This is a genomic window from Magnetospirillum sulfuroxidans (assembly GCF_018224925.1).
In the GTDB taxonomy this organism is placed as follows: domain Bacteria; phylum Pseudomonadota; class Alphaproteobacteria; order Rhodospirillales; family Magnetospirillaceae; genus Magnetospirillum; species Magnetospirillum sulfuroxidans.
In genome coordinates, this window is the sequence record NZ_JAGTUF010000030.1 from 1 (window position 1) to 20,594 (window position 20,594).

The window sequence follows — 20,594 nt, forward strand, 5'->3', positions numbered from 1 at the left end:
CTGACCACACAACATCCCGTAGCGCCCCCCTGCAACCCCAAACCCTCGCCTGACGCGCCATACTGAGAACTGCTGGCCGATCACCATCATCCTTGACCCGGATGCTGCCCGCATGGAACAAAGTCCCATCTTACTTCGGAGGATTTAGTGATGCGCGTCGCCGTGGTCGGTACCGGCAACATGGGGTCAAACCATTTGCGGGTTTACAGCCAGTTGCAAGGGCCGGAACTGGTTGGCTTGGTCGATCCCGACCGCAATCGCGCCGAAGCCCTGGCCAAGCAATACGGCTGTCAGGTGTTCGATCGGGTCGAGGATCTGATCGGTAAGGTCGATGCCGTCACCATCGCCAGCCCGTCGGTGACCCATGGCGAGATCGGCACCTTACTGTTGGCCAATGGCATTCACTGCTTGGTGGAAAAGCCTTTGGCGGTGAGTGAAGAGCAGTGCCAAGCGCTCATCGGTGCCGCCGAAAAAAGTGGTGCCGTGCTGATGGTTGGCCATATAGAGCGCTTCAATCCGGCCGTCGATCAGTTGGGCCAGTTCCTCGCCGGTGGCCACAAGGTCTTCGCCCTGGACGCGCGGCGGATGAGCGCAGTGTCCTCACGCATCACCGATGTCGATGTGGTTATGGACCTGATGATCCACGACCTTGACGTCGCCAACGGCCTGATCAGCGACGACATTGTCAGCGTCCAGGCCCAGGGCATTGATGTCCAGGGATTTGGTCACGATTTCGTCACCGCCCTGGTTCGCTATGCCAGCGGCACGGTGGCCAGCTTCACCGCCAGCCGCATCACCCAGAACAAGATCCGCCAGTTGCACATTACCGCCGATATCGGCTTCATCGAGGCCGATTACCTGCGCCAGGAAATGATGATCTACCGGCAAAGCCGCGCTTCGGACCTTCCCACCGGTTCGGCCGGCGGCTATGTCATGGACTTGGCCATGGACCGTGTCTATGTCCGTCATTCCGAGCCGTTGGTCCGCGAGATCAGCCACTTCGTCGAGGTGGTCAAGAAAGGCGGCCAGCCCAAGACCGATGGCGCCAGTGCGCTCCGCTCGTTACGGCTGGCCTGGGCCATCCAAGACGCCCTGAAAGCGGGAGCTTGATATGACAGGGCGTTTCAGCGGTAAGCGCATGGTCGTCACCGGCGGCGCCGGGTTCATCGGCAGCCATCTGGTCGATGCTTTGCTGGCCGAAGGCGCTGCCCATGTGGCAGTGGTCGACACCTTCTTTCTGGGGAAAGAAGAAAACCTAGACGATGCCCGTAGCCTGTATGGCGATCGTCTTTCGGTCCTGCGTGAGGATGCCGGGGAGCTGACCGCCATGGCGGCGGTGATGGACAAGGTCAAGCCCGATCTGGTCTTCAATCTCGCCACCAAGGCGCTGCTCTATTCGTTCTTCAATCCGGCTGGCGCCTGCCGGGTCAATCTGGACATCGCCATTTCTTTGGCGGAACTGCAGCGTCAGGGGGCCTATGGCCGACTGGTACACTTCTCCTCCTCAGAAGTCTATGGCAGCGCCCAAAGCGTACCCATGGACGAAAACCATCCCTTGCTGGCGGAAACGTCTTATGCCGCCGGTAAGGCCGCAGGCGATCTGCTCTTGGTGTCCTACGTCAACATGTTCGGCGCCGATATCAGCCTCATTCGTCCCTTTAACAATTATGGCCCGCGCCAAAACGATGGCCAATTGGCCGCCATCATCCCGCTGACCTTGCGCAAGATCCGTGAAGGCGGTCAGCCCATGATCCAAGGCGATGGCTTGCAGACTCGCGACTTCATCTATGTGGGGGACACGGTGGAATCGACCCTAAAACTGGCGTTGCGCGATGACATCAAAGGACAGGTGCTGAACCTGGGTTCGGGGCGCGAAACCAGCATCAAGGCCATCATCGATGGCATCAGCGCCGAAATCGGCTATGACGGCGGCATCGACTGGCAACCGCCCCGCGCCGCCGACGTGCGCCGCCATTGTGCTGGCGTCGCCGCCGCCACCGCCCTGATCGGCCCGGTGGCGCCGACCGGCCTGGAAGACGGGCTGAAACAGACCATCGCCTGGTACCGGGGACAGCAATCGTGATCCCGATCATCCGCCCTGATTTGACCTTTGATGAAGTGGCCGACGATTTGCGGGCAGTGATCGAATCGGGCCAATTGACCTGCGGTCGTAAGGTGCTGGAATTCGAAACCCAAATCGCCGCGACCGTCGGCGTCAAGCACGCCATCGCCACCACGTCGGCGACCACCGCCCTGCATCTAGCCCTGGCCGCCAAGGGAATTGGCCTCGGTGACGAGGTTCTAGTGTCGGATTTTTCGTTCCCGGCCAGCGCCAACGCCATTATCCAGACTGGCGCCGTTCCCGTCTTCGTCGATTGCCGGCCCGGCGCTTTCGACCTGGATATTGACGATGCGGCACGCAAGCTGACGAAACGGACCAAGGCGATCATGCCGGTCCATCCCTTCGGCATGCCCGCCGACATCAAGGCCATCGCCGCTCTGGCTGAAGAACACAACCTGTTCGTGGTCGAAGACGCCGCCTGCGCTATCGGTGCCGAACGTGACGGCATCCATTGCGGCGGTGGACCGGGAGTGGGATGTTTCAGCTTCCATCCGCGCAAACTAATTACCACCGGCGAAGGCGGCGCGGTGACCACCGACGACGATGCCTTGGCCGAGCGCTTACGCTTGCTGCGCAGTCATGGTGGTCGTCCCGGCCCTAAGGTCGGACTGGAGTTTGTTGAGAACGGCTATAATTACCGCCTGTCGGAAGTGCAGGCGGTGCTGGGCATCGCTCAGATGAAGCGGCTGGCCTCCATCTTAGACGACCGTCGCCGCACAGCGGCGCTGTATCGGGAAAAACTGAGCGGTATGGCTGGCGTGTCGTTGCCGCAATTCGACATCCCCGGCATCGGCACCTTCCAGTCCTTCGTCATTCTGCTTGATGACGGTATCGACCGAGATTGTTTGGTCACAGATTTACGGGCCGGCGGAGTGGAAACCACGCTAGGCACCTATGCCCAGCACGGCCACCCGGCCTTTGCCCGTTCTGGCCATCGGCCTGGGGATTTGCCCCATTCCTGGCGGGCACAACGGCAAAGTCTGACCTTGCCGCTGGTGCCGAGCATGACGGAGACTGCTTTAGAGCAGGTGGTGACCAAATTAAGCGTGGCAATCAGCCGACCGTTCACGCGCCGAACACACCTTGACCGTTAAATCCCCTGTCTACTATAGTCCAGGGTATGTTTTTGAATTCACAATTTGACCTGAGAACCGATTCTGTCCGCCTTTATCAAAGCAGTGTGGTCACTTTGGGGATGCTGAGAGTGGTGGCAGAAAGTTCATGTGCCCATCGACGCCTTGTCGCTAACTATGTTGGCGCCGCCGTGGGAGTTATTAACGCCACTATGAAGCGCCGCACGACTAAGGACTGGGACAAGATCAACCAAACCCGTGCCAAACGCCTTTCATATTATCTAACGCAGAAAAACTTTGCCAAGAAGGCCCGGTTGACATCAGAAGACCTGTCGCAATCCTTATCACTGTTTCCTGATGCCCGCGATCAATTCAGTTCGCTTTTCGCCGATTGTGCCACGCGAGGATGGCTTCGCCTTGCCCTTTATAGGCTCAACGAATTAACTGACGTTGCCATCTTGTGTGCTCGAGAAACAGGGATGAAATTATTGGCTCTGATCGATCCCCGGGCTGATCGGACGCATTATCTGGATCTGCCGATCCACCAGGCTCTCGACGTTCCAGCAGACGCTATCGTCGTCACCGCCATGTGGTATCCGCCCAATACCTTCGCCTTGCTCCGCCTGATGCTTGATGATGATGGCATCCTGGCCCCCGCCATGCTGTCCTCGTTGCGCCAGCAGCGCCCGGTGGCCAAAGATTCACCGCCGGAGATTCCAAACCAAAACGTGCATAGCATTCAATCGGCTTCAGTGCCAATTGACACGCTTAAGGTCCAATCCCGTGATGCATGAAGCGAAATCGAGTAAGGCAGCGGAGAAGTTCGCTTTCGGCAGCAAGGCTGACGTACTGGCTCAGTTGAAGAGATTATTGACCGAAGGCGAGGTATGCGAGCAAATCGCCTTCTCAGTACAGGAATGGCGGGAAAACCCCAGCTGTGTGCTGAACGCCATTCTTTCCCGATTTTCTCAGGGACGGCTGGCCGTGCGATCCAGTGCCTCCAACGAGGATGGCTGGCATCAATCCATGGCTGGCGCCTATCATAGTGTCATCGACGTTGATCCCGATCACGTCCCCCTGTGTCAGGCGGTGGAAGCCGTTCTGGCCTCTTACGGTGACCATCCCGCCGCCGAAAATCAGGTTCTCGTACAGCCCATGGTCGAGAACGTGGCCCTGGCCGGCGTCGTGCTGACCCGCGACTTGGACACTGGCAGCCCTTATTACGTAATCAATTACGACGATTTCTCCGGCCGTACCGACACCGTGACCGGCGGTGCCGAAAGCAAGTGCATCCTAGTTCACCGCAGCCGGCCTCAGGCTATCCACAGCCCACGCATACGCCGCTTGATCTCAACAGTAATCGAGATCGAAGCGGTAGTCGGGTCGGCAGCGCTGGATGTCGAATTTTGCATTACACGCAACGATCGTACCTATATCTTACAAGTTCGCCCCCTGGCCGCCCGCCATGCCTGGGTCAAGGGCGACGACACTATAGTCGATTCCAGTATCGGCACTCTACGTGACGCCATCACTCAACGGTTGGTTCCGGAAGCTGGCGTGGTTGGCAGTACCACCTTGTTTAGTGACATGACCGACTGGAATCCGGCCGAAATGATAGGCAGCGCCCCTAAGCCGCTGGCACTGTCACTCTACCGTACCTTGATCACCGATCAAACTTGGTGGCAGGCTCGCGCTCATATGGGCTATCGTCGGGTGGAGAAACCATTACTGGTCGCATTCGCCGGTCGGCCCTACATCGACATCCGTTGTTCGCTCAATTCCTTTCTGCCCGCCGACCTGCCCGAGGATCTGGCCACCCGCTTGGTTGATCACCAATTAAGATCACTGCGCCAACGGCCCGAATTGCATGACAAAGTTGAATTCGACGTGGCCATCACCTGCCGCGACTTCTCTTTCGCCACCGCCACCGATGGTATCTTGCTATCTGGGTTTTCGCTCACAGACATCAGGCAACTCGACCGGGCATTGACTCGACTAACTGCGCACGCCCTGACCGCCGGCGAGGCCGAAATCCCGGCACTCACCGAACGTACCCGCCTACCGGTTCCCAAGGGAGGGAAGGGTGTCCAGCGCATGCGCCAGTTGGTCATGTCGTGCATCGATAATGGTACTTTGCCTTTCTCCATATTGGCGCGCCACGGCTTTATCGCCATGTCATTCCTTCGCTCCCTGGAGGCGCGTGATGCGCTGACCCCTGATCGGGCCGACCTCTTTCTGCGCAGTATTCATACCGTGGCCGGCGAGTTGGTGTCCGCGATGTTTGCCCTGTCCGAGGGACGATTAGAGCTAGCCGATTTTCTCAGCTGCTACGGTCACCTCCGCCCAGGCACTTATGACTTACTGTCGCGCCGTTACGACGAACAGCCCGAGCTTTACCTGGGCCACGCAAGCCGGGCACCAGAGGAACTGCACCAATTCACCTTGAGTGCTCGCGAACATGCCGCCACCCAGGCCCTACTGGATGAAGCTGGCCTTGCTTGCGACTCTGACCGCCTTTTTGCCTATATGGTATCCGCCATCGCCGCCCGCGAAGAGGCCAAATTCAATTTCAGCCGCTATGTCAGTGATCTGCTCGTCGAAGTGGCTGTCTGGGCTGAGACCAGGGGGTTGAGCCGTGAGGACGCGTCCTTCTTGACCATCGGCGATATTCTGGCTGCCCCTGACAGCACAACTGTAGCCCGCCAAGTTACCAAAGGCCGTGAAGGCTATCGATTGACTCGAGCGGTGCGTTTGCCTCAGCTGATCACCGAGGCCGATGACGTCGATGTCGTACGCCTCCCCATCGGCCACCCCAATTTCATCACCAGCAAATCAGTCACCGCCCCCACCGCCGTCGTTGCTGGCGCAATCAACACCGATTTAGAAGGCTGCGTCGTCCTGATCGAAAGCGCTGATCCTGGCTTCGACTGGATATTCTCGCACCGAATTAGCGGGTTGATCACCAAGAACGGCGGTGCAAATTCGCACATGGCCATCCGCTGCGCCGAATTTGGGCTACCCGCCGCCATCGGTTGTGGCGAACGCCTATTCAACTCGGTTTCCGTTTCCCGCGCGGTGGAGCTTAATTGTGCCGCCCGCACACTGAAATCACTAAATTAAATTGACCCTGTTGGCGAGGATATCCGTGACCGTCTCCAAGACCCTGGTGCACAGCATCACCAACTCCGCTTTCCTGATCAACGCCTCTCTGCCCGAAAACTATCAGGCGGAAGTATTCGAGGAAGGTATGAGGGCTGCCAGCGACGTTGCATCCATACGCGCGATTGATGGGCGCAAAGTGCTCATCGTCGGCGGCGCGGGCTACATTGGCTCGGTGCTGACGAGCCATTTGCTGGATTCCGGTTATCAGGTGCGCTGTGCCGACAAGCTCGTCTATGGCCACGGCCTTTCGGTTGTTCCCCATCTGAACCGACCTGGCTACGAATTCATCAACACCGACCTGGCCGAGCCGACGCAATTTTCCAAACTGCTCGACGGCGTCACCGATGTGGTACTGCTGGCCGGCTTGGTGGGAGACCCGGTGACCAAGAACTTCCCTGACGCTGCCGCGCGGGTCAACGACCAAGGCCATGACACCATGATCCGCTTGCTCGACGGGCGAGGTCTCAACCGCGTAGTGTTCATCTCTACTTGTTCCAATTACGGACTGATCGAAGGCGATCAACTCGCCGACGAGAATTTTGAGCTCAAGCCGCTTTCGCTATACGCCCAGTCCAAAGTGGCGGTCGAAAATAAGCTGTTGGCCCTCAAGGGACAGGTCGATTACACCCCGGTGATCCTGCGGTTTGCCACCGCCTTCGGATTGAGCCCCCGCATGCGCTTTGACCTTACTATCAGCGAGTTTACTCGCGCCATGGCTCTGGGTGAGGATCTGCTGGTGTTTGATGCCCACACATGGCGTCCCTATTGCCACGTGCGCGACTTTTCGGAACTGATCCGTCGGTCAATCGAAGCGCCAGTGAAACGGGTAGCTTTTGAAGTATTCAATGCCGGTGGCGAGACAAACAACAATACCAAGCAGATGATCGTCGATTCCATCTTGGAACAATTGCCAGAAGCCCGAGTGCGCTATCAGGAGCATGGTTCGGACCCGCGCAATTACCGAGTCAATTTTTCCAAGGTCCGCGAACATCTTTTCTTTACGCCACGCTACACCGTCGCCGATGGCATCCGGGAACTTATCAACGCCATCAACCAAGGAATGTTCCACGATATCGCCCAGCCGACCAGCTTCTTCGGTAATTGGGAGCCAAAGGTTTGACCCCATTCGCCCCCGAACCTGCTCACGTGGTCGCCGCCATCGCCTCGGTGGCAGGACCGATGGCAGCGCTACACGAACCGCTGTTTCGCGGTCATGAATGGGAATACGTCAAAGAATGTATCGACACCGGCTGGGTCTCTACCGCCGGTAAATTTGTCGATCGTTTCGAAACGATGTTAGTGGATTACACCGGTATCAGCCATGCAAGTGCCGTAGTCAACGGTACTGCCGCGCTGCATGTCTGCCTCATGCTGGCCGGAATCCGTCAAAATGACGAAGTTATCTGCCAACCTCTAACCTTTGCCGCCACCTGTGCGGCGATCGCCTATTGCGGCGGCCTGCCGCATTTCGTTGATGTTTCCCCAACGACGCTAGGCCTGTGCCCTGATGCGCTGGAAACGCGGCTAAATGAAACGGCGGAGATCGTCGATGGTGTGTGCCAAAATCGGCTCACGAGGCGCCGCATCGGTGCGGTAGTTTGCATGCATACTTACGGCCATGCGGTGGAACTCGACCGCTTGGCCGCATTGTGCGCACGCTGGCATCTGCCACTTATCGAGGATGCCGCCGAATCGTTAGGGTCGTTCTATCAGGGACGTCATACCGGCCATTGGGGTGTGCTGTCGGCGGTTTCATTCAATGGCAATAAGATCGTCACGACCGGCGGCGGCGGTGCTGTATTGACCAACGATCCTTATCTCGCCCGCCAAGCCAAACACCTCACCACGACGGCAAAACTGCCTCATCGCTGGGAGTTCGAGCATGACCGTGTCGGCTACAATTATCGTCTGCCGAACCTGAACGCTGCTTTGGGCTGCGCGCAACTCGAGCAATTGCCCAATTACGTTGCTGCAAAGCGCACCTTAGCCCAGCGCTATGCCGAAGCATTCCGGGACGTGGCGAACGTCAGTTTCTTCACCGAACCAAGCGGATGCTGCAGTAATTACTGGCTCAATGTCATCTTACTCGACCACCCTGATCGTAGCGCTCGCGACGCCATTTTGACCGCGACCAATGATGCGGGACTAATGACGCGACCAGCATGGCAACTCATGCATCGGCTTGCTCCCTACGCGCTGGCGCCACACGGTGATTTGAAGGTAGCAGAGTCTCTCTATGACCGTCTGATCAATATTCCGTCCAGCGTGACTCTCGGAGAATCGCACGGATGACACGGCGTATCTGCGTTGTCACCGGCACAAGAGCAGAATACGGTCTACTGCAACTGCTGATGCGCCTGCTTGCGAATGATCCGGCGATTACCCTGCAAGTCCTGGTGACCGGCGCACATTTGTCCCCACGTTTTGGCGAAACTTGGCGAACCATCGCACAGGACGGATTCTCCATTGACGCCCGCATCCCCCTGGATCTCGGTGGGGACAGCGGTACGGCTGTGGCCTGTGCCATGGGACAAGGGATTGCCGGAATGGCGCAAGCCCTGGACGATCTCCACCCCGATATGGTTGTGCTTTTAGGAGACCGTTACGAGATATTGGCTGCTGCCGTGGCCGCCATGCTGTGCCGAGTCCCGATTGCCCATATCCACGGCGGGGAAGCCACCGAAGGCCTGATCGACGAAGCTATCCGGCACGCTGTCACCAAAATAGCGCATCTGCATTTCACCGCTGCAGAAGACTATCGCCGTCGCGTCATCCAACTGGGAGAGACGCCGGAGCGGGTATTCAATTTCGGCTCCATCGGCATTGATTGTCTGGCGGCGACCCCCGTAATGAGTCGCGCAGAGGTTGAGGCGGATTTGGGCATCGCTCCCGGGCGGCCATTCTTTCTGATTACCTATCATCCGGTGACACTGAGCGGAGACGATCCCGGTCGTGCGGTTGATCACCTAGCAATCGCGCTTGCCCGCTTCCCGCAGCACCATCTAGTAGTCACCGGCGTCAACGCTGACCCTGGATGCGATGCTGTGAATGATGCCTTTGCCCGTTGGAGGGACCACCGGAGTGAGGGATTGACCATGGTTGAGACCTTGGGCCAGCGGCGCTATTACGGCGCCTTGCGTTGGTGCGACGCGGTTATCGGTAATTCATCCAGCGGCCTGCTGGAAGCTCCCGCTGTCAAAATTCCCACCGTGAACATCGGGCCGCGACAGCGTGGTCGAGTGCGGGCACAATCGGTAATTGATTGTGGCGACAACCACGAGGCTATTGCTGACGCCATTCAATGCGCTCTTGATCCCGCTTTTCGAGATTTAGCAGCGGTCGCCCCATACCCATTCGGAGAACCGGGAGCCTCAGCCCGTATTGCCCAGGTGCTGCGCGACTTTGATCTTGATGGTATCTTGATGAAACGCTTTCACGATATCCCGGTGTGACAATGAAGGCCGCCTTCATCGGATGTGTTGATTTCAGCCACGACATGTTGACCCGTCTATTGGCCCGTGGGGTCGAAGTGGTGGGAGTGGTGACCCGCCGCGCGTCGTCTTTCAACGCTGATTTCCGCTCCTTGGCCGAATTGACGGAACCGCGCGGTATTCCGTGCCTGTTCGTTGAAGGCAACGATCAGAACGCTATCACCGATGCCGTGCGCACCTGGAACCCGGATGTGATATTCTGCTTGGGCTGGTCTTTTCTACTCAAACCTGAATTATTGGCCCTGCCTCGATTCGGAGTCATTGGCTATCACCCGGCACAACTACCGCGTAACCGTGGCCGTCATCCTTTGATCTGGGCGCTGGCGCTTGGCCTGGACGAGACGGGTTCCACTTTCTTTCTCATGGATGACGGTGCCGATTCAGGCGATATCATCAGTCAGCGCCGGATTTCCATCACCGAGCAAGATGACGCCGCTTCGCTATACCGCAAGATCACCGACGCGGCCGAAGATCAACTTGACGATATCATCCTTGGTCTAATATCTGGACGATTGGACCGCCGGCCCCAGGATCATGCCAGAGCCACATATTGGCGCAAACGTAGCCGCGCCGATGGCCAAATCGACTGGCGCATGCCCGTTGCCGGCATCCGTAATCTGGTCCGTGCGCTGAACCGGCCCTACGTAGGCGCACATTGCATCTGGCATGGACAGGATGTCAAAGTGTGGCATGCCGAACCGGCTGCTGCTGCCTCTGATCTCGAACCTGGTCGGGTAATTGAAGTTGTCCACGGAGATATTGTGGTCAAGTGCGGCGATGGCGCCGTGCGCTTGGTTGAGCACGAATTTCCCACCCTTCCCCATCTTGGAGAATGTTTGTGAGTGTGGTCCTGGCGGTCGCCCCCCATCCTGACGATGAGACACTTGGCTATGGCGGAACCTTGCTGCGCCATCGTGCGGAAGGTGACCAAATTCACTGGCTGATCGTTACCGCCGTGTCGCCCGAATTCGGATGGTCGGCGCAGAGAATGGCGGAACGGGCGACCGCCATCGACAATATGGCAGCAGATTACAGTTTCGCATCAGTGACGCAGCTTGGCCTGCCTACCGCTCGCCTCGACACCTTGCCTTTGAGTGATCTCGTTGCGACTGTGGCCCAGGTTATCGAGACCATACGCCCCGACACGGTTTACACGCCTCATTCTGGCGATGTGCACTCCGATCACCGTCTGGTTTTCCAAGCAGTCGCCGCCGCCACTAAAACATTCCGTTCTCCCTATGTCCGGCGGCTACTGGTATGTGAAATCCAATCAGAAACCGACTTCGCGGTTCAACCCGACCGGTTGCCCTTTCAGCCCAATGTTTTCGTGGACATAACACCGTATCTTAGTCGTAAGATCGCGCTGCTTTCACATTTTGCCAGTGAAATGGGGGTGTTTCCCTTCCCCCGCAGCGCTGAAGCGATACGCGCCTTGGCCATGTGCCGGGGAGCACAAGCTGGAGTGGCGGCAGCGGAGGCCTTCATGTTGCTCAAGGAAATCCGTTGATGCCCGCATTCATCATCGCCGAAGCCGGGGTCAACCATAATGGTGATGTGCGGCTAGCACACCGGTTGGTCGAGGTAGCTGCTGCTTGCGGTGCCGATGCGGTCAAATTCCAGACTTTCGTCGCTGGAGAAATCGCCGCCGCTGATGCCGGAAAATGCGGCTATCAGCTGGAAACAACCAATGCCAGTGAAAGCCAGCAGACGATGCTGCGCCGCCTGGAACTACCGTTTCCGGCATTTGGTGAGTTGAAGGCGCATTGTTCTGCGCTTGGCATTCAGTTTTTGTCGACTCCCTTCGACCTTCCCAGCCTGCATTTCTTGACCGATGAATTGGGGTTAGACGTTCTCAAGCTGCCATCTGGGGAGATCACCAACGCCCCTTTTCTTTTGGCGGCGGCCCGTGCTGGTCAGCGGATCATTCTGTCCACCGGCATGAGTGTGCTCGGTGAAATCGAGGAGGCACTGGCGGTTCTAGCCTGGGGCTTGACCCGTTCCGACACCCCATCCTGTCGTGCTGACTTGGCCCAAGCCCTGGACCAGCCGGGTGTTCGCTCTCTTTTGGCCCGGCACGTCATCCTACTTCATTGCACCAGCCAGTATCCCACGCCCTACGGCGATGTGAATTTGCGCGCCATGGACACCTTGGCTGCTGCTTTCGGCATGCCGGTTGGATTGTCCGACCATACACCTGGAGTGGCCATCAGCGTCGCTGCCGTCGCCAGAGGTGCCACCGTGATCGAAAAACATTTCACCCTCGATCGTGACATGGACGGCCCCGACCACCGGGCCTCCCTTGACCCGGCTGAGCTGAGTGATCTAGTCAAAGCTGTACGAGCCGTCGAGGTCGCACTGGGCGATGGCCACAAGCGACCGATAGGGGCTGAATGGGAAAATGCCCGCGTGGTGCGCAAAAGCTTGGTGGCACGCCGCGCTATTGCCACCGGCGAGGTTTTGACTGCCGATAATGTAACGGCTAAACGACCGGGAACCGGAACCTCGCCTATGCTCTATTGGGATGTGCTCGGCAAGATCTCGGCCCGTGCCTATGCCGAAGATGAGGGGATCGAGCCGTGAAGCCGGCAATGTCAGTCCCGTTGCCGACCGTAGTCATCGGAGCCGGTGGTCACGGTAAGGTGATCCTTGAAGTCCTGCTGGAAGCGGGGATCGAGGTCATCGCTGTTGTCGATTCTGATACGGGACGACATGGAACCACGCTGTTAGGTGTGCCCGTGGTTGGCGGGGACCAAGAACTTCAGCGTTGGCGACCCCAAGACATCCTTCTGGCCAATGGAATTGGTTCGACCGGACAGAGACACAGGCGACATCTGTTCGAGCGCATGAAAGCGGCGCAGTATCGCTTCGCCACCATCATCCATCCTTCGGCGGTCATCGGTCGCGAGGCAATGATAGCCGAGGGAGGGCAAGTGATGGCCGGGGCGGTATTGCAGCCTGGAGTTTTGCTGGGCCGGAATGCGATCGTTAATACTGGTGCTCGCATCGACCATGATTGTGTGATCGGCGACCATTGCCACGTGGCTCCGGGAGCTGTGCTGTGCGGAGGCGTGCGGGTGGACCTGGACGCCCATGTGGGGGCAGGAGCCGTGATCATCCAGAACATGGTTATCGGCGAAGGCGCCCTGGTGGCCGCTGGGGCTGTGGTTGTCAGGCCAGTATCCGCAGGTGGACGGGTCGTTGGCGTGCCCGCGAAGGAGATGGGATCGTGAAAAACTGGGAAAGCGCCCTGATACCCGAGGGCATCGCCATTCGTGAAGCGCTCAAGGTCATCGACACGGCACGCATCGGGCTGGTGGTTGATGCTGATCGCCGGTTGCTCGGTACGGTGACTGATGGCGATATCCGCCGAGGTATCCTGCGCTCGATATCGTTGCATGATCCAGTCGATCAGGTGATGAACGCCACTCCCTTCACCGCTAGCGCAACACTTTCGCGCGCGGAGATCCGCGCCATGCCAGCCGCCGGAAAATACCGTTTTGTCCCAGTCATCGACTCTCATGGCTGCGTGGTCGGACTAGAAGGCGTGGTCACCACGGTCAGCCCCCAAATTCGCTCCAATCTCGTGGTGCTGATGGCCGGCGGCCTAGGAAAACGCCTGCGACCACTAACCGAAAGCACGCCGAAGCCCATGCTACAAGTGGGTTCGCGCCCCCTGCTCGAAACCATCCTGATTCATATCGCTGAGCAGGGCTTCAATCAGTTTCTGATTTCGGTTAATTATAAAGCCGAAATGGTTAAGGACCATTTCGGCGATGGTCGGCAATGGAATGCCGAAATCCGCTACCTTGAGGAAACCAGGGAAATGGGAACCGCTGGTGCCCTGTCCTTGTTGCCTGAGGTGCCGACAGAGCCAATCATCATCATGAATGGCGATCTTCTAACCAAGATTGACCTGCTGCATCTGCTCGATTATCACGCCGAACACGGCTCGATGGCCACCATGTGTGTGCGTGAATACGACTTCCAGGTTCCATATGGTGTGGTCCATATCGACGGTCACCGGATCAAAAGCATCGAGGAAAAGCCAATCCACCGCTTTTTCGTCAATGCCGGCATCTATGTGCTCAGCCCCGAAGTCTTGTTTTTAGTGGACAAAGACGAATTTCTTGATATGCCACGCTTGTTCGATCGGTTGATCAGCAGGAGCCTTCCATCAGCAGTCTTCCCCATCCGCGAATACTGGATGGATATCGGACTACCTGATGATTATCATCAGGCCAATCGTGAATTTGATACGGTTTTTCCGTGACGCGCGCCCTGGTTGTCGGCTACGGCTCCATCGGCCAACGCCATGCCCGTCTGCTGGGAGAATTGGACTGCGAGGTTGCCGTAGTCTGCCGGCGTCCGATCGACTTTCCCCATCTCTACTGTGATCTGGCCACAGCACTATCCCATTGGCAACCGGATTACGTGGTCATCGCTAGCAGTACCGGCGAACACGCCAACGACATCTGCATTCTCGCGGAACAGGGTTTCAATGGCATGGTCCTAGTAGAAAAGCCATTGACCGCTCATGCCCAGTCTTTACCACCTCACCAGTTTTCTCATGGGTTCGTCGCCTATAATTTGCGCTTTCACCCCTTGTTGCAGGCCTTCCACCAGCGGCTCAGCAGTCTTCATTCATTCACCCTGCATGTGACTTGCGGCTCCTACCTGCCGGATTGGCGACCCCTTTCTGACTACCGCAAGGGTTATTCAGCCCTGAAGGCCCTAGGAGGAGGCGTGCTACGCGACCTGTCACATGAACTGGACTATACGCTTTGGATGAGCGGAGGCTGGACGGCACTAACCGCCGCAGGCGGCCACCTGTCTAATTTGCAGATCGATAGCGACGATGTGTTCTCGCTCTTGCTACAAACCCCACACTTTCCGGTAGCGACGGTCACGCTTGATTATGTCGATAGCGCGCCACGTCGATTGATTACCGCCCTTACCAACGAAGGCACCTTGCGGGCCGATCTGATAAATGGCACCTTGGAGTTCCGTGACGATATTCTCCTCCGCGTGCACCCCGGTCGCGACGATACTTATATCGCGCAGCATCGCGCCGTTCTCGATGGGCTCCACGATATGCTTTGCTCCCTCGACGAAGGAGAAGAGGTGATGCGGGTTATCGACGCAGCCGAACGAGCGGCCACACATCAGGAATGGGTGAAACGATGACCAGAAGGCTTGCGGTTGTTTGCGCCCGTGGTGGCAGCAAGGGGGTCAAGGGGAAGAATCTGCGCGAGTTGGCGGGCAAGCCGCTGATCGCACACACATTGGCGCAGGCGGCGGCCAGCGGCATGTTCGACGCCATTGCCGTCAGTTCCGACAGCGACGCCATCCTTGACGCCGGCCGCGCACATGGCGCCAGCCATGTGGTCAAGCGGCCCGATGAGATGGCCTCGGACAATGCGGCCAAGGTGCCGGCAATCCGCCATTGCGCCATGACCGTCGAACAAGAGACCGGGTGGCAATTCGACACCATCGTCGATCTCGACTGTACCGCCCCGCTGCGCAATCTTGACGATATCCGTGGCGCCATTGCTTTGCTTGAGCAAAGCGGTTGTGCCAATGTGGTGTCGGCAATGCCGTCGCGCCGATCGCCCTATTTTAACCTCGTTGAGCTTGACGCTCGTGGACGTGTTCGACTAAGTAAGCCACTCGAAAGTCCGATCGTGCGCCGTCAGGATGCGCCGAAGTGCTTCGATCTAAATGCGTCGGTATTCGCGTGGTGCCGCCGGGCTCTTTTTTCGGACCACAACGTCGTCCTTGGCGAGGACACGCTGTTATTCCAGATGCCGGAAGAGCGGTCGATCGATATTGATACGGAACTGGATTTCCGCTTCGTCGAATTCATGATGTCCACTAAAGAAGATCCCCATGGCTGACAAAAAATACGCTGACCTTTTTGACCTTTCCGGCAAAGTCGCGGTGGTTACCGGCGGCGCCGGTGTCATTGGGACCGAGGTTTGCCGTGGTCTGGCTGCCCATGGCGCCGAGGTGGCAGTGCTTGACGTGAACGCCGAAGCGGCTGAGCGGTTGGCGCAGGATTTGGAAAAAACCTGCGGTGTGCGGGCTATTGGGGTCAGCGGCGACGTTGCCTCGCCGGATTCAGTGCGTGACATGGTGGCGCAGATCGTCGACCGGCTGGGCGGCATCGACGTGCTGCACAACAACGCCGCCAGCAAGAGCAAAAATCCAGGCGACTTTTTCAAGCCGCTGGAGGAATTCGATTTCCAAGTGTGGCGCGACATCATGAGCGTCAATCTTGACGGCATGTTCCTGGTCGCCCAGGCGGTGGGCAAGCTGATGGTGGCGCAGGGGCGCGGCGGCAGTATGATCCAGACCGCGTCCACCTACGGCGTCGTTGGTCCGGATTTCCGCATCTATGACGGCTCGGAATACATGGGCTATCAAATCACCACCCCAGCCGCCTATTCGGCGTCCAAGGCGGCGGTGCTGGGCCTGACCCGCCATCTCGCAACCTATTGGGCGGATAAGGGTATCCGGGTGAACACGCTGGTGCCGGGTGGCGTCGAGAGCGGTCAGAACGAGACCTTCCAGCGCAATTACGGTGCGCGTGTGCCGCTTGGGCGCATGGCCAACCGCAGTGAAATGGTCGGTGCCGTGGTCTACTTGGCCTCGGACGCGTCCAGCTACATGACCGGCCAGACGATGGTGGTCGATGGCGGCTGGACGGCTTGGTAGCATCTGTGCCTGCCACCTCTCCCAGCCATCGGGGCGTGCCGCCCCAAGGTCCGCGTTATGGTAGACCCCGCGTTGTGTCGCGGCGGTCGACGGGCGTTGGCCGAAATGATAGCTTTTCGCAACCCAAAGAAGGCCAAGGTGGCGATTGATGGAAATTGTTCTCGGCATTCACGACGGTCATGATTCTTCCGCCGCCGTCCTCGTCAATGGTGTGATCGTCGCTGCAGCCCAAGAGGAACGCTATAGCGGCCTCAAGGTGGATTGCGGCTTTCCCCGTCTCGCCATCCAGGCCGTGTTGCGCCAAGCGGGCATATCCATCAAGGATGTGGACCACGTTGCCGTTTCCACCGAGCGCCCTAATCCGCTGGTGATGAAGCTGAAGCGCGAGGCCAATTTCTCGGTCGATGACTATATCTACGAGCAGCACGCCTTTTGGAAGCCGTTGCGCTACGAAGACAAGTCCGTCGATTATTGGTCGCTGTTCAAGGATCGCAAGGACTTCACCTTCGACAACGGCTATCAGCTCGACGACTATCTCAGTTATTACCTGACGCCCGAGCAGCGCGATCAAGCAGCCCGCATCCGGCTTGATAACATCGCCGATTTGTTGGGCGCCGATCGTGCCAAGGTTCATGCGATCACGCATGAAAGCTGCCACATCGCCTATGCCTACTTCGCCAGCCCGCTGCGCGGCGAAGTGCTGTCGCTGACGTGCGAAAGCATGGGTGACCACAGCAATGCAACGGTGGCGCGGATTTCCGAGAAGGGCCTGACCTTCCTCGACACGACCACCGAGAACTATCTGGCGCGGCTGTACCGCTACATCACCCTTTTGCTCGGGTTGAAGCCGGTTCACCACGAATATAAGGTCATGGGCCTGGCGCCCTATGCCAACGAGTATGAGCAGGCGAAGAGCTACAAGGTCTTCGACGGTCTGCAGAAGATCGACGGTATCAAACTGCGCCTGGGCAACAAGCCCTCGGATATGTTCTTCCATTATCAGGAAGCCTTGTCCGGTCACCGGTTCGACGGCATCGCCGGCGCGTTGCAGGCCTATACCGAGGACGTGCTGTGCGAATGGCTCGGCAACTGTATCCGTGAAACCGGCTTGAACCGGGTCGTCTTCTCGGGTGGCGTGGCGCAGAACATCAAGGCGTGCCGCGCCATGGCCCAACTGGATGCGGTCGAAGACTTCTTCGTATCGCCGGCTGCCGGCGATACCTCCATCTCCATCGGCGCCTGTTACTGGGCCTATTGGCAGAACCAGTTGGCTTGCGGCGGCGACGTGGGCAAGATCGCGCCGCTCGACAATATCTATCTCGGCACCGAATTCTCGGACGAAGAGGGTAAGGCCTATTTGGCTGAAGTCCGCGCAGGCGAGAAATACGATATCGTCGAGAACGCCTCGCCGGACCGCGTCGCCGCGCTGCTGGCCGACGGCGATATCTTGGCGCGTTGTTCGGGCCGGATGGAATTCGGCATGCGGGCGCTCGGCAACCGCTCCATTCTGGCCGATCCCCGGCGCCACGACACGGTGCGCAAGATCAACACCGCTATCAAGTTCCGTGACTTCTGGATGCCCTTCACCCCCAGCGTGTTGGCGGAACGGGCCGGCGATTATCTGCTCAATCCCAAGGGACTGCGCAGCCCCTACATGGCCATGGCGTTCGACAGCACCGAAATGGGCCGGCGCGATTTGGTGGCGGCGTTGCATCCCGCCGACTTCACCGGACGCCCTCAATTGCTCGAGCAGCGCCGTAATCCGGGCTACCACGCCCTCATCAGCGCGTTCGAGAAGATCACCGGCGTTGGCGCGGTGCTTAACACCAGCTTCAACCTGCACGGCCACCCGATCGTGCTTGGTCCCAAGGAAGCCTATTTCACCCTTGAGAACTCCGACCTTGACGGTGTCGTGCTCGGCGACACCTTGGTTCAGCGGCGAAAGGCATAACGACAATGGATACCTTCGCCGAAGAGACACGGTTCTTCCAATGGTGCGATCCCAGCCGCGTCGGTAAGTTTCTGGCCCATGCAAAGCTGTATGAAATGTCGCTTGGCCTGCCGGGAGCTTTCCTTGAAGTCGGTGTTTTCAAGGGCGCGTCCTTTTGCCGCTTCCGCAAGCTGGCGCGTCTGTTCCACCCCGACCACACCCGCCGTTTCCTTGGCTTCGACACCTTCGGCGCCTTTCCCGATGCGGATAATCCGGCCGATGAAGCCAAGCGAAAGAACTTCATCGAAACGGCCGGTGAATTCAGCATCGGCCGCGAGGCTTTGATGGACATGCTGGCTGAACAAAACCTGCAGCAGAACGTGATGCTGGTGGCGGGCGACATCACCACGACGCTGCCTGATTTCTTTGAGGAAAACGGCGCCGTGAGCGTCGCCATCGCCAATATCGACGTTGACCTTTACAAGCCGACCAAGGCTGCGCTTGAGTCCATCTTCCCGCGCCTTGTCCGTGGCGGCATCCTTATTCTTGACGATTACGAAGGATTCCCGGGTGCACGGCAGGCCGTGAACGAATTCCTGGCTGAAAACAATCGTCCGGAACAGGTTCGCAAGATGTCGGTCTCGGCATCGCCCTGCTATCTCGTTAAGGAAGCCTGAGGCCACCTGAAGCCTCTAGTTCGGTTGGAGCGTACGATGCGAGTTCTGCTGGTCGTCTATGACAACGGGTCCTACACCCATTCCTTCCCCATGGGCATGGCTTACGTGGCCTCCGTGATGGAGCGAGAGGGCCATGAAGTTGTCATTTACAGTCAGGATTTGCATCACCACCCGGATTCTCATCTGACCGAATACCTTGATGCCAACGTCTTTGACGCCATCGGCGTCAGCGTCATTGCCGGCTATTATCAGTACCGCAAGCTGATTGCTCTCTCGCAGGCCATCAATCGCTCGAAAAACCGGCCCTTCTACATTCTCGGTGGCTTCGGCCCCACGCCCGAGCCTGAGTTCTTCCTGAAGAAGATGCAGGCCGACGTTATCGTCATGGGCGAAGGCGAGCTGACCACCGTGGAACTGATGGCGGCCATTGCCAATAAGACATCTTTGGCGGCTATCGAAGGTATCGCCTACCGCGAAGGCGATACGGTTACGATCAATCCCCGGCGCGCGCTGATCGAGGATATCGACACCATCCCGTGGCCGGCCTACCACAAATTCCCCATGGAATATTATCGCCTGTTGCGGGTTGCCAAGTGCAAGCCTACCGACATGGTGATCCCCTTGCTTTCAGGGCGCGGGTGCACGTTCCGCTGCACCTTCTGCTATCGCATGGATACCGGCCATCGGCCGCGCAGTACCGAAGCGATCATCGAGGAAATCCGGTACCTCAAGAAAGATTTCGGCATCACCCGCATCACGTTCCAGGACGAGTTGCTGATGACTTCGGTCGAACGCGCCACCGAAATCTGTGAAGGGTTCCTGCGGGCGGATCTTGGTATCACGTGGGATTGTAATGGCCGCTTGAACTATGCCAAGCCCGAGCTTCTGAAGTTGATGCAGAAGTCAGGCTGTGTGTTCATCAATTACGGTATTGAATCTCTTGATAATACCGTTCTAAAGAACATGAAAAAGGGGCTTACTGACGATCTGATTGTTTCCGGTATTGAAGAGACCTTGGCGGTTGGCATCAGCCCGGGCCTCAATATCATCTTCGGCAACATAGGCGATAACCGCACGACACTGAAAAAATCTGTCGCCTTCCTGCTCAAATACGATGATTTCGCCCAAATTCGGACGATCCGTCCGGTCACCCCCTATCCTGGTTCACCGCTTTATTATGATGCGATCAAGAAGGGCCTGCTCAAGGACGTCGAAGATTTCTACGAAAACAAGCACCTCAACTCCGACTTGTTGTGTTGTAATTTCACCGACATGGCCGAAGACGACTTCTACGAAGCACTGACGGAGGCCAATATCACCTTGTTGAACTCGTACTTCACCAACCAGCACAAGCGCACGGCGGAGCAAGTGAGCAACCTCTACAAGACACGCGATACAACCTTTCGCGGTTTTAGGCAGATTTAA

The 20,594-nt window shown here is 58.0% G+C and carries 19 protein-coding genes; all 19 read left to right on the forward strand.

The window, feature by feature from the left end; genetic code table 11:
* Positions 1-150: 150 nt before the first annotated feature.
* The 19 genes from KEC16_RS18510 to KEC16_RS18600 all read left to right on the forward strand — a co-directional run bounded on the left by KEC16_RS18510 (position 151) and on the right by KEC16_RS18600 (position 20,594).
* The gene (locus tag KEC16_RS18510) at positions 151-1,110 is read left to right on the forward strand and encodes a Gfo/Idh/MocA family protein (RefSeq protein ID WP_211551720.1); all 960 of its coding nucleotides are present in this window, start codon (positions 151-153) and stop codon (positions 1,108-1,110) included.
* A 1-nt stretch (position 1,111) separates the two neighbouring features.
* The gene (locus KEC16_RS18515) at positions 1,112-2,083 is read left to right on the forward strand and encodes an NAD-dependent epimerase/dehydratase family protein (RefSeq protein ID WP_211551722.1); all 972 of its coding nucleotides are present in this window, start codon (positions 1,112-1,114) and stop codon (positions 2,081-2,083) included.
* Entirely contained in the window at positions 2,080-3,216 is a 1,137-nt protein-coding gene (locus tag KEC16_RS18520; RefSeq protein WP_211551724.1) for a DegT/DnrJ/EryC1/StrS family aminotransferase, read from the forward strand. Before KEC16_RS18515 ends, KEC16_RS18520 begins: the two co-directional genes overlap by 4 nt.
* A 26-nt stretch (positions 3,217-3,242) precedes the next feature.
* A complete protein-coding gene (locus tag KEC16_RS18525; RefSeq protein ID WP_211551726.1) occupies positions 3,243-3,989 on the forward strand; it encodes a hypothetical protein in 747 nt (248 codons plus the stop codon).
* Positions 3,982-6,315: a PEP-utilizing enzyme gene (locus KEC16_RS18530; RefSeq protein ID WP_249209324.1), complete on the forward strand. Its 2,334-nt coding sequence runs from the start codon at positions 3,982-3,984 to the stop codon at positions 6,313-6,315. Before KEC16_RS18525 ends, KEC16_RS18530 begins: the two co-directional genes overlap by 8 nt.
* A gap of 25 nt (positions 6,316-6,340) precedes the next feature.
* Positions 6,341-7,477 (forward strand): NAD-dependent epimerase/dehydratase family protein, encoded by a 1,137-nt coding sequence (locus KEC16_RS18535; RefSeq protein WP_346344136.1) that lies wholly within the window; start codon positions 6,341-6,343, stop codon positions 7,475-7,477.
* Positions 7,474-8,649, forward strand: a complete 1,176-nt coding sequence (locus KEC16_RS18540) for a LegC family aminotransferase (protein ID WP_249209321.1) — start codon at positions 7,474-7,476, stop codon at positions 8,647-8,649. The genes KEC16_RS18535 and KEC16_RS18540 overlap by 4 nt, the downstream gene beginning before the upstream one ends.
* Positions 8,646-9,809, forward strand: coding sequence for a UDP-N-acetylglucosamine 2-epimerase (gene neuC, locus KEC16_RS18545; RefSeq protein ID WP_211551729.1), 1,164 nt, complete (start codon positions 8,646-8,648; stop codon positions 9,807-9,809). Before KEC16_RS18540 ends, neuC begins: the two co-directional genes overlap by 4 nt.
* A 2-nt stretch (positions 9,810-9,811) precedes the next feature.
* Positions 9,812-10,690 carry a methionyl-tRNA formyltransferase gene (locus KEC16_RS18550; protein ID WP_211551731.1) on the forward strand — a complete coding sequence of 293 codons (879 nt, stop codon included), beginning with the start codon at positions 9,812-9,814 and terminating at the stop codon, positions 10,688-10,690.
* Positions 10,687-11,355 carry a PIG-L deacetylase family protein gene (locus tag KEC16_RS18555; protein WP_211551733.1) on the forward strand — a complete coding sequence of 223 codons (669 nt, stop codon included), beginning with the start codon at positions 10,687-10,689 and terminating at the stop codon, positions 11,353-11,355. Before KEC16_RS18550 ends, KEC16_RS18555 begins: the two co-directional genes overlap by 4 nt.
* The gene (gene neuB, locus KEC16_RS18560) at positions 11,355-12,428 is read left to right on the forward strand and encodes an N-acetylneuraminate synthase (RefSeq protein ID WP_283091941.1); all 1,074 of its coding nucleotides are present in this window, start codon (positions 11,355-11,357) and stop codon (positions 12,426-12,428) included. The genes KEC16_RS18555 and neuB overlap by 1 nt, the downstream gene beginning before the upstream one ends.
* Entirely contained in the window at positions 12,425-13,078 is a 654-nt protein-coding gene (locus KEC16_RS18565; RefSeq protein ID WP_346344137.1) for an acetyltransferase, read from the forward strand. Before neuB ends, KEC16_RS18565 begins: the two co-directional genes overlap by 4 nt.
* A complete protein-coding gene (locus KEC16_RS18570) occupies positions 13,075-14,118 on the forward strand; it encodes a nucleotidyltransferase family protein (RefSeq protein WP_211551737.1) in 1,044 nt (347 codons plus the stop codon). The genes KEC16_RS18565 and KEC16_RS18570 overlap by 4 nt, the downstream gene beginning before the upstream one ends.
* Positions 14,115-15,032, forward strand: a complete 918-nt coding sequence (locus tag KEC16_RS18575) for a Gfo/Idh/MocA family protein (RefSeq protein WP_211551739.1) — start codon at positions 14,115-14,117, stop codon at positions 15,030-15,032. The genes KEC16_RS18570 and KEC16_RS18575 overlap by 4 nt, the downstream gene beginning before the upstream one ends.
* Positions 15,017-15,742: an acylneuraminate cytidylyltransferase family protein gene (locus KEC16_RS18580; RefSeq protein ID WP_211551741.1), complete on the forward strand. Its 726-nt coding sequence runs from the start codon at positions 15,017-15,019 to the stop codon at positions 15,740-15,742. Before KEC16_RS18575 ends, KEC16_RS18580 begins: the two co-directional genes overlap by 16 nt.
* Complete coding sequence (locus tag KEC16_RS18585; protein WP_211551743.1) at positions 15,735-16,562, forward strand: SDR family oxidoreductase; 828 nt, start codon at positions 15,735-15,737, stop codon at positions 16,560-16,562. The genes KEC16_RS18580 and KEC16_RS18585 overlap by 8 nt, the downstream gene beginning before the upstream one ends.
* A 148-nt stretch (positions 16,563-16,710) precedes the next feature.
* A complete protein-coding gene (locus KEC16_RS18590; protein WP_211551745.1) occupies positions 16,711-18,513 on the forward strand; it encodes a carbamoyltransferase C-terminal domain-containing protein in 1,803 nt (600 codons plus the stop codon).
* A 5-nt stretch (positions 18,514-18,518) separates the two neighbouring features.
* Positions 18,519-19,169, forward strand: a complete 651-nt coding sequence (locus tag KEC16_RS18595) for a TylF/MycF/NovP-related O-methyltransferase (protein ID WP_211551747.1) — start codon at positions 18,519-18,521, stop codon at positions 19,167-19,169.
* A gap of 36 nt (positions 19,170-19,205) precedes the next feature.
* On the forward strand, positions 19,206-20,594 hold the full coding sequence (locus KEC16_RS18600) for a B12-binding domain-containing radical SAM protein (protein WP_211551749.1): 1,389 nt from the start codon (positions 19,206-19,208) through the stop codon (positions 20,592-20,594).

Coding starts and splice junctions, on each gene's coding strand:
- KEC16_RS18510 (WP_211551720.1), top strand. CDS start 151: ATGCGCGTCGCCGTGGTCGGTACCGGCAACATGGGGTCAAACCATTTG.
- KEC16_RS18515 (WP_211551722.1), top strand. CDS start 1,112: ATGACAGGGCGTTTCAGCGGTAAGCGCATGGTCGTCACCGGCGGCGCC.
- KEC16_RS18525 (WP_211551726.1), top strand. CDS start 3,243: ATGTTTTTGAATTCACAATTTGACCTGAGAACCGATTCTGTCCGCCTT.
- KEC16_RS18530 (WP_249209324.1), top strand. CDS start 3,982: ATGCATGAAGCGAAATCGAGTAAGGCAGCGGAGAAGTTCGCTTTCGGC.
- neuC (WP_211551729.1), top strand. CDS start 8,646: ATGACACGGCGTATCTGCGTTGTCACCGGCACAAGAGCAGAATACGGT.
- KEC16_RS18550 (WP_211551731.1), top strand. CDS start 9,812: ATGAAGGCCGCCTTCATCGGATGTGTTGATTTCAGCCACGACATGTTG.
- neuB (WP_283091941.1), top strand. CDS start 11,355: ATGCCCGCATTCATCATCGCCGAAGCCGGGGTCAACCATAATGGTGAT.
- KEC16_RS18580 (WP_211551741.1), top strand. CDS start 15,017: ATGGGTGAAACGATGACCAGAAGGCTTGCGGTTGTTTGCGCCCGTGGT.
- KEC16_RS18585 (WP_211551743.1), top strand. CDS start 15,735: ATGGCTGACAAAAAATACGCTGACCTTTTTGACCTTTCCGGCAAAGTC.
- KEC16_RS18590 (WP_211551745.1), top strand. CDS start 16,711: ATGGAAATTGTTCTCGGCATTCACGACGGTCATGATTCTTCCGCCGCC.
- KEC16_RS18595 (WP_211551747.1), top strand. CDS start 18,519: ATGGATACCTTCGCCGAAGAGACACGGTTCTTCCAATGGTGCGATCCC.
- KEC16_RS18600 (WP_211551749.1), top strand. CDS start 19,206: ATGCGAGTTCTGCTGGTCGTCTATGACAACGGGTCCTACACCCATTCC.